Annotated in this window: 10 protein-coding genes; 5 read left to right on the plus strand and 5 right to left on the minus strand. The window is 42.9% G+C overall.

Translation table 11 applies throughout. From position 1 onward, the window contains the following. Nucleotides 1-591 precede the first annotated feature (591 nt). The 5 genes from ilvD (at nucleotide 592) to MTBBW1_RS24510 (ending at nucleotide 7,944) form a co-directional block, all read left to right on the plus strand. Entirely contained in the window at nucleotides 592-2,265 is a 1,674-nt protein-coding gene (gene ilvD / locus MTBBW1_RS24490) for a dihydroxy-acid dehydratase (protein ID WP_080808830.1), read from the plus strand. Nucleotides 2,266-2,303: 38 nt separating this feature from the next. Further along, the gene (gene ilvB / locus MTBBW1_RS24495) at nucleotides 2,304-4,007 is read left to right on the plus strand and encodes a biosynthetic-type acetolactate synthase large subunit (protein WP_080808754.1); all 1,704 of its coding nucleotides are present in this window, start codon (nucleotides 2,304-2,306) and stop codon (nucleotides 4,005-4,007) included. Between the two features lie 160 nt (nucleotides 4,008-4,167). Further along, nucleotides 4,168-4,668 carry an acetolactate synthase small subunit gene (ilvN, locus tag MTBBW1_RS24500; RefSeq protein ID WP_080808833.1) on the plus strand — a complete coding sequence of 167 codons (501 nt, stop codon included), beginning with the start codon at nucleotides 4,168-4,170 and terminating at the stop codon, nucleotides 4,666-4,668. Next, a complete protein-coding gene (cimA, locus tag MTBBW1_RS24505; RefSeq protein WP_080808757.1) occupies nucleotides 4,668-6,257 on the plus strand; it encodes a citramalate synthase in 1,590 nt (529 codons plus the stop codon). The genes ilvN and cimA overlap by 1 nt, the downstream gene beginning before the upstream one ends. A gap of 139 nt (nucleotides 6,258-6,396) precedes the next feature. Next, on the plus strand, nucleotides 6,397-7,944 hold the full coding sequence (locus tag MTBBW1_RS24510; protein ID WP_080808760.1) for a 2-isopropylmalate synthase: 1,548 nt from the start codon (nucleotides 6,397-6,399) through the stop codon (nucleotides 7,942-7,944). Between the two features lie 264 nt (nucleotides 7,945-8,208). On the opposite strand, the gene MTBBW1_RS24515 is transcribed toward MTBBW1_RS24510, so the two are convergent. The 5 genes from MTBBW1_RS24515 to MTBBW1_RS24535 form a co-directional block, all read right to left on the minus strand. Continuing rightward, a complete protein-coding gene (locus MTBBW1_RS24515; protein ID WP_245809551.1) occupies nucleotides 8,209-8,841 on the minus strand; it encodes a bacteriohemerythrin in 633 nt (210 codons plus the stop codon). Nucleotides 8,842-8,859: 18 nt separating this feature from the next. Continuing rightward, complete coding sequence (locus tag MTBBW1_RS24520; protein ID WP_080808840.1) at nucleotides 8,860-9,048, minus strand: hypothetical protein; 189 nt, start codon at nucleotides 9,046-9,048, stop codon at nucleotides 8,860-8,862. A gap of 41 nt (nucleotides 9,049-9,089) precedes the next feature. After that, entirely contained in the window at nucleotides 9,090-10,481 is a 1,392-nt protein-coding gene (gene mpl / locus MTBBW1_RS24525) for a UDP-N-acetylmuramate:L-alanyl-gamma-D-glutamyl-meso-diaminopimelate ligase (RefSeq protein ID WP_080808762.1), read from the minus strand. Between the two features lie 88 nt (nucleotides 10,482-10,569). Next, nucleotides 10,570-11,856: a glutamate-1-semialdehyde 2,1-aminomutase gene (gene hemL / locus MTBBW1_RS24530; protein ID WP_080808843.1), complete on the minus strand. Its 1,287-nt coding sequence runs from the start codon at nucleotides 11,854-11,856 to the stop codon at nucleotides 10,570-10,572. A 10-nt stretch (nucleotides 11,857-11,866) separates the two neighbouring features. Further along, nucleotides 11,867-12,517, minus strand: a complete 651-nt coding sequence (locus MTBBW1_RS24535) for a hypothetical protein (RefSeq protein ID WP_080808765.1) — start codon at nucleotides 12,515-12,517, stop codon at nucleotides 11,867-11,869. Nucleotides 12,518-12,955 lie beyond the last annotated feature (438 nt).

Below are 12,955 nucleotides of genomic sequence, written 5' to 3' on the forward strand. Positions count from 1 at the left end.
AAAATAAAATCATCCTTGTGGGCGGGATAACCTTACCCTTTGGAAGCCCATACCTTAAAGACCTTTTGCATTCCGGTGTTAATGGCCATTGACATCCGGAGGCTTTCAGGATTTATAAATGTAAATTCAAGATTTTATATGCAAGTCTCGGTAAAAGCCTGTTTCTAAAACGACTTTCTTTGGGATAATATGAAACATGCTATCATTTTGCCATTTTTTTCTTGACATACTATTCCTGTTCTTATACTTTGTTTCTCCATTGAATACTATTTTTATTCTGAAGTCCCGGCAATATATACAATCAATAAGACTGAAAGCTTGATAAAATATTAAAAAATGAAAAACTTTACTCTTATTCTCAATGTGCTTCTCTCTCTCATCCTTGTGGAGGTGATTATTATCACCCTCGGAAGAAAGGGCTGACATTGGCATAAGAGCATACTCTTAAAAAGAATCATAAAAAGCCGTTATCAGCCCAAAAAGCTGATAACGGCTTTTTTTATTTTTCAGATAATTTTGATGAGATAATTTTGATGAGATAATTTCCCGACCAGGAAACTAATTACACACTTTCCAATCATGAGAGGAAACATGAGAAGCGACATAGCTAAAAAAGGAATTGCAAGGGCACCCCACAGAAGCCTTATGAAGGCTGTTGGATTTACTGATGAAGAGATCAAACGTCCGCTTGTGGGCATTGCAAATTCCGCAAACGAACTGATTCCCGGCCACATGCACCTGAATCAAATTGTCACAGCAGTAAAAGCTGGCATCCGTATGGCAGGCGGAACTCCAATGGAGTTTTCCACAATAGGGGTATGTGACGGAATTGCCATGAACCATGCAGGTATGCACTACTCCCTTGCCAGCCGGGAACTGATTGCCGACTCAATAGAGGTTTCTGCCATGGCTCATCCCTTTGATGCCATTGTAATGGTTCCAAACTGTGACAAGATCGTGCCCGGAATGCTAATGGCTGCTGCCCGCCTAAACATTCCAGCCATCTGCATAAGCGGAGGCCCCATGCTTCCCGGAGTACACCCATCTGACAGAAGCAGAAAAATTGACCTTATATCGGTTTTTGAAGCTGTGGGAGCTGTCAAAACCGGTAAAATGGATGAAGAACAGATGAGCGCAATAGAAGATGCAGCCTGCCCAACCTGTGGCTCCTGCGCAGGAATGTTCACAGCAAACTCCATGAACTGCCTCACCGAAGCAATTGGTATGGGACTTCCCGGAAACGGCACAATTCCTGGACCCATGTCCGAAAGAATCCGCCTTGCAAAGAATGCCGGTATGGCTATAATGGAACTTTTAGATCAAAACATTACACCAAGAGAGATAATGACAGAAAAGGCATTTGAAAACTCCCTTGCAGTTGACATGGCTCTTGGGTGTTCAACCAATACAGTTTTGCACCTTAAAGCCATTGCCCATGAGGCAGGATTGAATATCCCCCTTGAAAAGATCAATGAAATGAGTGCCAAAATTCCACACCTGTGCTCATTAAGCCCCGGAGGCAGTGACCATATTCTGGATCTCTACCATGCAGGAGGTATCCAGGCAGTACTCAAAACCCTTATGGATGAGGGTATGATTAATGGTGATTGCATCACAGCAACAGGTAAAACTGTTACTCAGAACCTTTCAGATGGAAATATTTCGGTAAAAGATCACAATGTAATACGCCCTATTAGCAACCCATACCACAAGGAGGGCGGACTTGCTGTACTTTTCGGCAATCTTGCCCCTGAAGGGTGTGTGGTAAAGCAGTCTGCCGTAAAAAAAGAGACGCTCCGGCACCAGGGGCCTGCAAGGGTATTTGACTCTGAAGAGGCTGCAACAGAGGCGATCATGGCTTCTGCCATAAATAAAGGTGATGTCATTGTCATTCGTTATGAAGGTCCTGCAGGCGGCCCTGGAATGAGGGAAATGCTGACTCCCACATCAGCAATTGCCGGCATGGGTCTTGATGGAGATGTGGCACTTATAACAGATGGCCGTTTTTCAGGTGGCACAAAAGGGGCATCCATAGGCCATATTTCACCGGAAGCTATGCAGGGCAGCACTCTTGCTGCTGTGGAAGAAAACGATCAGATCAAAATTGATATACCAGCAAAGACAATTGAGCTGCTTGTGCCTGAAGATGAGATCCAAAAAAGACTTGCAGCCTGGAGACGACCTGAACCTAAAATCAAAACAGGTTACCTTGAACGCTATGCAAGACAGGTGACATCTGCCGGTAACGGAGCTGTATTTGCCTGAAAAACAAGAACCAACACCACTATTTTAAGGAGTATGACATGAAGCTCAAGGGTGCTGAAATCCTGATAAAAATGATAAAAGAACAGGGCGTAGATACCATTTTCGGCTATCCGGGCGGAGCGGTAATCGACATCTATGATGCCCTTGAAAAGACACAGGAACTTAAACACATTCTTGTTCGTCACGAGCAGGGTGCTGTCCATGCAGCAGATGCCTATGCCAGGGCAAAGGGTAAAGTAGGTGTTGCCCTTGTCACTTCCGGCCCTGGTGCAACCAACACAGTCACAGGAATTGCATCAGCTTTCATGGACTCCATTCCTGTTGTTATTTTCACAGGACAGGTACCAACAGCCCTTATTGGAAACGATGCCTTTCAGGAAGTTGATATTGTTGGCATCACAAGGCCCTGCACCAAGCATAACTATCTTGTCAAAGATCCTGGAAAACTTGCCCGCACAATAAAAGAGGCTTTTTATATTGCCCAGACAGGCCGACCGGGGCCGGTTCTTGTGGATCTGCCAAAAGATATCATGGGAGCATTTGTGGAGTTTGAAGATCCTGGTGATATTGATATGAAATCCTACAAACCCACCTACGACCCCAATAAAAAACAGTTGAGCAAGGTCGTAAAACTCATCAAGCAGGCAAAAAGGCCAGTGATATTTTCAGGCGGAGGGGTTGTACTCTCAAAGGCATCAGAAGAGCTGACAGCCCTTGCAAAAATGACCAATACCCCTGTTACTGCATCTCTTATGGGTCTTGGAACATTTCCGGGTTCTGATCCTCTTTGGCTTGGAATGCCAGGAATGCACGGTACATACAGAGCAAACATGTCCATAAGCCACTGCGATCTTCTTATATCAGCAGGGGTACGCTTTGATGACAGGGTAACCGGCAGAACAGATAAATTTGCTTCAGGGGCAAAAATCGTACAGATTGACATTGATCCAACATCCATCCACAAAAATGTTGAAGCCACCTGCCCCATTGTTGGAGACTGCAAAAAAACCCTTGGCCTGCTTAACAGTATGCTTGAGAAAGAAGACAAAAATGCAATAAAAGGAAAGCCTGAAGAGAGAAAGGCATGGATTGACCAGATTGCTCAATGGAAAGCCACATCCCCACAGAAGTTTGAGCAGGGTCCTGATATCATAAAACCACAGTTTGTCGTGGATGCCCTGCACAGATTGACTGACCAGAAAAAAACCATTATCACCACAGAAGTTGGACAGAACCAGATGTGGACAGCCCAGTATTACCACTTTGACCACCCAAACCACTTTATCACGTCAGGAGGACTTGGAGTCATGGGCTTTGGCCTGCCCGCCGCAATCGGAGCAAAGGCTGCATGTCCTGACAAGCTTGTGGTGTGTATTGCAGGTGATGGAAGCATCCAGATGAACAGTCAGGAACTTATGACATCCATTGAAGCAAAACTTCCTGTCAAGATTGTTATCCTTAACAACCGCTACCTTGGAATGGTCAGACAGTGGCAGGAACTTTTTTATGAGAAACGATATGCTTCAACAAATATGGAACAAAGTCCTGATTTTGTAAAACTTGCAGAAGCATATGGTGCCACCGGCCTCAGAACGGACAGGGTTGATGAGGTGGAATCGGTACTCAAAAAAGGACTTGCAACAGATGGTACCGTTATCATGGAGTTCATGGTGGAACGGGAAGAGTGTGTCTATCCCATGGTTCCGGCAGGTGGTGCCATATCTGAAATGATCCTTGTTTAAAAATATTCATTTTACGGCATGCATCATGGCTACTTTACTCTTTCGGAATTCAAACTCCGTTTTTCAGCGTATTCCCCAAGTTTTTCAATCTATTCCCCAAAAAAGTGTAAAGTAATTTTGTAGGGATATGAAGGATGCCCATTTTACAAGAGGTTTTCCAATGAACAATGAGAAACATATACTATCCATTCTTGTGGACAATGAACCCGGAGTTCTATCAAGAATTGCCGGACTTTTCAGCGGCAGAGGCTACAACATTGAAAGTCTGAGTGTTGCCCAGACCGCAGAAAATTCAGCAGTATCACGAATCACCATGGTGACATCGGGTGATGAACATATAATGGAACAGATCAAAAAGCAGCTACACAAGCTCATCAATGTCATTACAGTAAACGATCTTACAGACAAAAAATATGTCCAGCGAGAACTTATTCTCATAAAGGTCAATGCCAAACCTGATCTGAGAGCAGAAATACTGAGAATTGTTGATATTTTCAGGTGCAGGGTAGTTGATGTGGGGCCTGAGCACTATACCATTGAAATGTCAGGAGATGAGGGGAAACTTGAAGCCTTTGTGGATCTTCTGAGGCCAATGGGGATAATAGAAACATCAAGAACCGGCTCCATTGCGCTTGCAAGGGAAAGAAAAAAGTTGAAATAATGAAAAAAATAATTTTATACGACACCACCCTAAGGGATGGGATGCAGGGTGAAAATATCTGTTTTTCACCGGAAGACAAGATCAAAGTTGCCATGCGCCTTGACGACATGGGCATACATTATATTGAAGGAGGGTGGCCCGGCTCAAACCCCAATGCCATGCATTTTTTTGAACTTGCAAAAGCTGCAAAGTTCAAACAGGCAAAAATGGCAGCCTTTGGCTCAACACGACGTCCTTTTATTAAGGCAAAAAACGACAAAAATCTCAAGGCACTTGTGGCATGCGGAGCGCCTGTGGCAACAATTTTCGGCAAATCATGGGATCTCCACGTTAATATCATGGATATACCCCTTGACGAAAATATTGCCATGATAAAGGAGAGTGTAGCATGGCTACTTTCCCAGGGGCTTGAGGTTTTCTATGATGCAGAACACTACTTTGACGGCTATTTAAATAATCAGGCATATGCTGTTGATACCCTGAAAGCGGCTGTTGAAGGAGGATGCACAACCCTTGTCCTGTGTGATACAAATGGAGGCACCCTGCCCCACGATGTTGAACGAATTACCTTAGAGACAATGGAAAAGTTTAACAAGACAAGCTCTGTGATAAATTTTGGTATCCACGCCCACAACGATTGCGGCATGGCAGTTGCCAACAGCATATCAGCAATCAGAACAGGTGCTGTCATGGTTCAAGGCACCATAAACGGTTATGGAGAACGGTGCGGAAACGCTGATCTTACATCCATTATCCCCATTGTTAAACTCAAACTCGGTTATGACTGCGTAACCTCTGAAAATCTCAAAAAACTGAGAAAACTTTCAAGATTTGTAAGTGAAACAGCCAACATGATCCCCCTTAACAGCCGTCCTTTTGTTGGGCACAGTGCATTTGCCCACAAGGGAGGCATACATGTCAGTGCTGTTGTAAAGGAGGCTAAAGCCTATGAACATATGGATCCTTCCCTTGTTGGCAATGGCAGAAGGGTGCTTGTCTCCGAACAGTCAGGAAAAAGCAACATTGAATACAAAGCCAGAGAAATGGGCATCAACCTTGGCCTTGATGGAAAAAACGGCAAAAGCATTGTAGCCAGCATAAAGGAGCTTGAGGAGGATGGCTATCAGTTTGATGTTGCCGAAGGCTCTCTTAAAATCATAATGGAGAAATTAACCGAGCAGTACAAACCTCATTTTGACCTTGAATCATTCAGAGTACTTGTTGAAAAAGACAAGGAGAGACCATGCTCTGCCTATGCCATGATCAAAATAAGGGTTGGGGATACCATTGAAATTACTGCTGCCGAAGGTGATGGCCCTGTAAGTGCCCTTGATAATGCCCTCAGAAAGGCACTTACCAACATCTTTCCCGATCTTGACGAGATGCATCTTGTTGATTACAAGGTTCGTGTGCTTGAAGGAAGCGACGGCACAGATGCAAAGGTCAGGGTAATCATATCATCAAGGGACAGAAACAATATTTTCAACACAATTGGAGTATCAGAAGATATTATCGAAGCAAGCTGGCAGGCACTTGCAGACAGTTTTCAGTATAAACTGTCAATGAAAAAAGAAGAAATTGATGCGTGAAATATCACCTATTGCACTGTCAACACATAATTTTAGGGTTATCTGCAACGTAGAGACAGGGCATTCCTTGTCTCTACAATTAACCGAACCCTAATTTTTAGCTTTGACAATGCACTATACTTTTTACATAGAGGAAATTATGAAATCAGATAGTAATAAAATCATTATTTTTGATACCACCCTGAGAGATGGAGAACAGTCACCAGGGGCAAGCATGAACCAGGCTGAAAAATTGCGTATTGCCACCCAGCTTGAAACCTTGGGAGTAGATGTTATTGAGGCAGGATTTCCGGCAGCCTCGGAAGGGGATTTCAAAGCAGTTGAAGCTGTATCAAAACAACTTAAACGTACCCAGGTGGCAGCCCTGTGCCGAGCATCGGAAAATGATATCACAAAGGCATGGGAAGCTGTTAAAAATGCGGCTTTTCCACGTATTCACACATTTATTGCCACGTCAGATATTCATATGCAGTACAAACTTAAAATGTCCCGTGAAGAGGTTGTGGAAAATGCCGTAAAAGCTGTAAGATATGCAAAATCATTTACAGACAATGTGGAATTTTCCGCAGAAGACGGCTCCCGAAGCGACAGGGATTTTCTGTGCAAAATATTTGGTGCTGCAATTGAGGCAGGAGCTACAACTCTCAACCTGCCGGATACAGTTGGCTATGCTGTACCCCAGGAGTTTTCTGAACTTGTCCGCTATGTAATGGAAAATACCCCGGGAATGGACAAGGCTGTTTTAAGTGTCCACTGCCACAATGATCTCGGACTTGCCACAGCCAACACCCTTGCAGCAATAAAAGCCGGTGCCCGTCAGGCAGAAGTTACCATCAACGGAATTGGCGAGCGCGCCGGAAACACATCCCTTGAAGAGGTGGTAATGTCCCTTAATACAAGGCCCAACTTTTTTCCGGAAACCACCTCAATTGACACCACCAGAATATATCCCACAAGCCGCCTCGTCAGCATGATCACAGGTATTTTGGTTCAACCCAACAGAGCAATTGTAGGAGCCAATGCCTTTGCCCATGAAGCAGGTATCCATCAGGATGGTGTCCTGAAAAATCCCATGACCTACGAGATTATGAAGCCTGAAACTATTGGACTGAGTAAAAACAACTTGGTTTTGGGAAAACACTCCGGTCGCCATGCACTATACTCACATATCTCCAGCATGGGATACAATCTTTCCGATGAAGAGCTCAATCTTGTGTTTGAAAAATTCAAACATCTTGCTGACCGCAAAAAGAGTATCCTTGATGAGGATATTGAAGCTCTTATCAACGAAGGTGTTCTCAGAAGCTCCGAGATATTTAAGCTGGAATATATTCATGTGGCAAGCGGAACCCATGTCTTTCCCACTGCAAGCGTTCACCTGAAAATAAACAACCGGCTTGTAAAAGGCGCAACAGAAGCAAATGGTCCCATTGATGCTGTATTTAACACCATTGCAAGGCTAACAGACACAAAGGCACGTTTGCTTCGTTTCTCCATAAGCGCCCTGACAGAGGGGACAGATGCCCAGGGTGAGGTAACTGTAAGGTTGAGCGAGGATGGAATTGTTGCCCTTGGCAAGGGTTCTGATCCTGATATTATAACAGCCAGTGCAAGGGCATATGTAAATGGATTGAACAGACTTGAGTATCTCAAGGAAAATCCTGTGGTAAGACCGGAGACCCTGTAATATATAGCTTTCCAGAAAAAACTTTTATTCTTTGGTCAAAAAATTAATTCAGATAACAGAGAGTTAGATTTTTCTATTATCAATTTAATTATCTGGAATATTTATAGATAATCAGGGTTTGGTTCTAACGTTTTGCAACTGTAGGGGCAGAATCCATTTCTGCTCCCATTGGGGGGCATATGGAAACCGCCTCTACATTTCAATACTCGTTGTGGCAGATGGAGCTACCATTGCCGTTATATTATATAAAAGCCTCGGCAGTTATTACCTTTTCTGTCGCGACTCATCAATATAACGGTTAATTCTTACAAAAGGAACATACATCAAATCATGCTTGACAATATGAGCTACAACCCACTCTCTCAAGCTTTTTATTACATCATATGAAAGATTTTTTCTGTCTTCTGCAACCTGACGGCGAATATTAATAACACTTTTTATAAACTGACGATGCTCTTTTGAATGAGTGTCACACTCCGGATATCCGCAACGACGGAGAAATTCCTCCTCTTTCCCAAAATAGTAACGACTCTCATCAATAAGCCTTGCCACCATTGCTGAGGCATCCTTTGCACAGCACCCATTTTCCCTGCAATCTACAAGATCATTTAAAAGTGAAAACATCTTTTTCTGAAGATCATCTATTTCAGGGATATCAACACTTAATGCCTCATCCCACTCAATCTTTTCCATGGGGATATGCTCTTCCCCTGCCCCTGAATCCTCCTTCTTTCCCATTGCTTCAAAGGCAACAGTGTCAGGGTCATCCAGATCATCTTCATCTTCATCATAATAATCGTCATCTTCCAGATCATCATCTTCATCAGATTCTTTCTGGTCATCCAGATCATCATCACCATCATTCAGGAGGTCATCTTCATCCAGCTCTTTTTCCATCTATATAACTCCTTAAAGCTAATTTTTTATGGGTGGAGAATTCTTTGCCCCATCTTTAACGTGGTTCTTTTCCCTTAAAAGCAGACTTGCCATTACAGCAACTGAAATCAGCACAGCCACTATGACAGACATCAAGATGCCATTATGGCCAAATCTTGGATAAATCACAAAGGGAATCAACCATAGATAAAGAAATGAATGCATCATACCAATAAGAATCACCCTTAAAAACAGTTTTTTTTCATAAATCAAAGCCGTTCCAGAAGCTTTTCATGGATCATGTCAAATCCGCCATTTGACATGACAAGGATAAGATCCCCTGGTTTTGCAGATATGAGCAAAAATTCAATAATTGAGTCAGTATCTTCAAAGTAGTGGGCATCAATGCCCATCTCTGCAATATCTGCAACAAGTTTTTCCGTGGAAAGCCTCTGGTTTTCAGGAATTTTTGACAGCATGGAGGGCTTTCGGACACATACCATGTCAGCACCGAGAAATGATGCAGGATAGTCATTCTGGAAAATATCCCGCATACTGGAGTTGGTTCTGGGTTCAAACACTGCAACAACTCTTCCCTCTTTTACAAAAGGCTTAACCGCTGCAATGGTCTCTCTGACAGCAGTGGGATGGTGGGCAAAGTCATCCATTACCGTAATGTTGTTCCTGACACCTCTTATGTCCTGCCTTCTTCTGATTCCCCTGAAGTGTGCAAGGGCATCAAGTATGATATCATCCGGCACTCCTGCCCGTCTTGCAGCACCAAAGGCAGCCATGATATTCATGGCATTATGGCTTCCCATCATTGGAGTTTTTACAACAAGCTCCCTTTGTTCCGGTGTGATTAGATTAAAAACCGCTCCGTTTGCAGATGGTGCCAAATTACGGCATGACCAGTTACAACTCATTGTGTTCATTTTGTTTTCAGCAAAACCGTAATATTGGATATCACATCCTGCACCCTCCAGAATTTCCGGAAGAATCTTGTTTTCAGCGCATGCCATTACAAGGGAAGATTCGGGAATTTTATCAACAAATTCTCTGAAAAAGCCCTTTATCTGATCAATATCACTGAAAATATCAGCATGGTCAAACTCAATACCTGTAATTACCGCTGTATCCGGAGTATAGTGCATGAACTTAGGGCCTTTGTCAAAAAAGGCTGTATCATACTCATCTCCCTCAATCACCATAAAAGAACCTTTGCCAATTCTGTAGTTGCTGTCAAATCCCTTGACAATCCCCCCTATCATAAAAGATGGATCAAGGCCGGCGTGAAAAAGGATATGTGCAACAAGGGAAGATGTGGTGGTCTTACCGTGGGTTCCTGTAACCACAATCTGCTTTTTACCCTTTGCCACAAAATGATTCAATGCCTGGGGCATGGAACAGAAAGGCATGCCCCTTTCAATTACAGCCTCAGCCTCCACATTGCCCCTTGATACGGCATTGCCAATAATCACAAGATCAGGTTTATGACCGAGATTGGCAGCATCATAGCCTTTAAAAAGGCCGATTCCCTTTTCCCTTAAAAAATCACTCATGGGAGGATAAACATTCTGATCAGAGCCTGTAACCTCAAAGCCCAACTCCTTAAGCATGCATGCAAGAGCACCCATGCCGGTACCACAGGCTGCAATCATGTGAATTTCCGTACACTTGAAGGAATCCTGTTGCAGGAAGGTTCAATATCATTAAAGGAGAGATCAGATAATGGATTTTTCATTGACATCAGACAAGGCCCTTCATGGTTTCTGAAGCTGCTGAAACAGTTTTATCAATATCCTCATCTGTATGGGCGGCAGATACAAACAGAGCCTCAAACTGTGAAGGTGCAAGATAGACTCCTTTTGTAAGCATTCCCCTGTAAAATCTGGCAAAACGATCAAGATCACTCTTTTTAGCATCATCAAAGCTGTTAACAGGACCGCCTGTAAAAAAGAAGCCTGCCATTGAGCCGATATGTCCTGCACAGAAATCAATACCAGCATCAGAAGCAGCCTTTTTAAGTCCTGTGACAAGCTTCTCTGTCTTGGCATCTAATGCCTCATAAAATCCCGGTTTTGATATCTCTTTGAGAGTTGCAACACCGGCAGCCATTGCAAGGGGATTGCCGGAAAGAGTTCCTGCTTGATAAACCGGCCCCACAGGTGCAATTTTATCCATTATATCCGCTCTTCCGCCATATGCTCCAACCGGCAGGCCACCACCTATGATCTTTCCAAAACAGGAGATATCCGGCATTATACCCAAAAGCCCCTGGGCAGAACCTTTATCAACCCTGAATCCTGTCATAACCTCATCAAAAATAAGCAATGCCCCATATTTTGCGGTAAGCTCCCGAAGTGCCTCGTGAAAACCGTTTAGAGGTGCAACCATACCCATGTTGCCCGCAACAGGCTCAACTATGACCGCTGCAACCTTATCCCCCATTTTCTCCATAACATCGGTAAAGGCATCTATATTGTTATAACCAATGGAAAGGGTATTTTTTATTACAGCATCAGGCACACCAGGACTTCCCGGGATACCAAGGGTTGCAACCCCTGAGCCTGCTGCCACAAGAAGAGTGTCTGCATGGCCATGATAGCACCCATCAAATTTTATTATAATATCCCGCCCTGTAAAACCTCTGGCAAGACGCAGGGCACTCATGGTGGCTTCTGTGCCTGAATTTACCATCCTGACCTTCTCCACTGATGGAACCATATCCACAACAAGGCTTGCAAGCTCTGTTTCAAGAGAAGTGGGAGCACCAAAACTTGTACCGGTCTTAAGAACCTTTTCAAGTGCTTTAATCACTTCAGGGTGACGATGTCCCAGAATCATGGGTCCCCATGAACCCACATAGTCAATATAGCAGTTACCGTCAACGTCGTATATAAGGCTTTTGTCTGCTTTTTCAATAAAAAGAGGTTCTCCGCCAACAGAACCACACGCTCTTACAGGGGAGTTTACCCCTCCTGGTATAAGCCTGCCGGCCTCTGCAAAAAGCTCCTGTGATCTGGAGGTATTTATCTTGCTTGCATTATTCATAATAATATCCTTTGTTTCTTATTTCTGTTTTTCCAGCTTTTTTTTTGTACATCTGTCTCACTACTCTGGCCTGATCGGCATCAGTGTCAAAATGGCCAGGCATATAAAAAGGTTTTCCCTTAAACCCGAAGATAAATTCTTCGGTGCATTGATCAGGGTCAATATCTCCAAAGATCAATTTTGCATCATGATAGTCTTTATGAGGGGAAATGCCAAGATTAGCAGCATATTTTATTGAAGATTCAACGAGTTTTCTTGCACAAGAGGGCGTTGCTGAAATCAAGTTTTCATTATTTTTTATACCATTCAAAACATATTTATATTCTTCTCTGGTTACAACTCTGATGAAAGCATTTTTCACCCCATGAAAACAATTATCCAGCAAAAAATTTCCAATTATGAATTCCCCATGCGGAGCCTTACGTGAAATCATAACAGTCCCTAATTTATCTATATTATCCTCTTTAATAAACTTGTCTGAAAACCAGCATTCATGAATAGGTGCACTGGAGGCCAGATGAACAGGAAGATCACCCAAAACACTTCTATTGGGGGCAGGAATATTTTTCTTGCTTTTGTTTAATTTTTTCTTTGTCGCTTTTTTGTTTCTTTTCTTTTGAAGCTGTTTCTGAGTTAAAGCCATAATCCCCTCTTTGCTGGTTAAAATTGAATCCAAGCTGCAGTCAAGTCAGTAGCTGTTAAAAATAAAAAAGGGTTACAACCGATTGGCTGTAAACCTTTGATGTCATCTATCCAGAAAGTTTAAAATAGTACACACCAGTTAATCCTGAAATCAAGAATGACAACTCAATGTTTTCATACCATATCATATTTTTAAATTTTTTTTCCACAAAAATTCCCTGACTGCCATGGCAAACGCATTTAAAATACGGTTGTAATAAAAGCAGTCAGTTACAAATAACAATTTAAAAACTTGGATTTTTCCGATTTTTTTAAATTGTTAATTACTTGAATTTATTGATATATAAACAATGTCTGAAGAGCCATAATCTCCCAATATGGCCATTTTAAAAAGACTTCCATCTCTTAGGTTGTGGCGGTGAGCCGCCATGTATGTTAT

Source organism: Desulfamplus magnetovallimortis (genome assembly GCF_900170035.1).
Classification (GTDB): domain Bacteria; phylum Desulfobacterota; class Desulfobacteria; order Desulfobacterales; family Desulfobacteraceae; genus Desulfamplus; species Desulfamplus magnetovallimortis.

Bases quoted from the DNA above. Each gene is read 5' to 3' on its own strand.
- cimA (WP_080808757.1), top strand. From the start codon at position 4,668: ATGAAAAAAATAATTTTATACGACACCACCCTAAGGGATGGGATGCAG.
- MTBBW1_RS24535 (WP_080808765.1), bottom strand. From the start codon at position 12,517: ATGGCTTTAACTCAGAAACAGCTTCAAAAGAAAAGAAACAAAAAAGCG.
- ilvN (WP_080808833.1), top strand. From the start codon at position 4,168: ATGAACAATGAGAAACATATACTATCCATTCTTGTGGACAATGAACCC.
- ilvB (WP_080808754.1), top strand. From the start codon at position 2,304: ATGAAGCTCAAGGGTGCTGAAATCCTGATAAAAATGATAAAAGAACAG.
- MTBBW1_RS24515 (WP_245809551.1), bottom strand. From the start codon at position 8,841: ATGGAAAAAGAGCTGGATGAAGATGACCTCCTGAATGATGGTGATGAT.
- MTBBW1_RS24520 (WP_080808840.1), bottom strand. From the start codon at position 9,048: ATGATGCATTCATTTCTTTATCTATGGTTGATTCCCTTTGTGATTTAT.
- MTBBW1_RS24510 (WP_080808760.1), top strand. From the start codon at position 6,397: ATGAAATCAGATAGTAATAAAATCATTATTTTTGATACCACCCTGAGA.
- mpl (WP_080808762.1), bottom strand. From the start codon at position 10,481: ATGATTGCAGCCTGTGGTACCGGCATGGGTGCTCTTGCATGCATGCTT.
- ilvD (WP_080808830.1), top strand. From the start codon at position 592: ATGAGAAGCGACATAGCTAAAAAAGGAATTGCAAGGGCACCCCACAGA.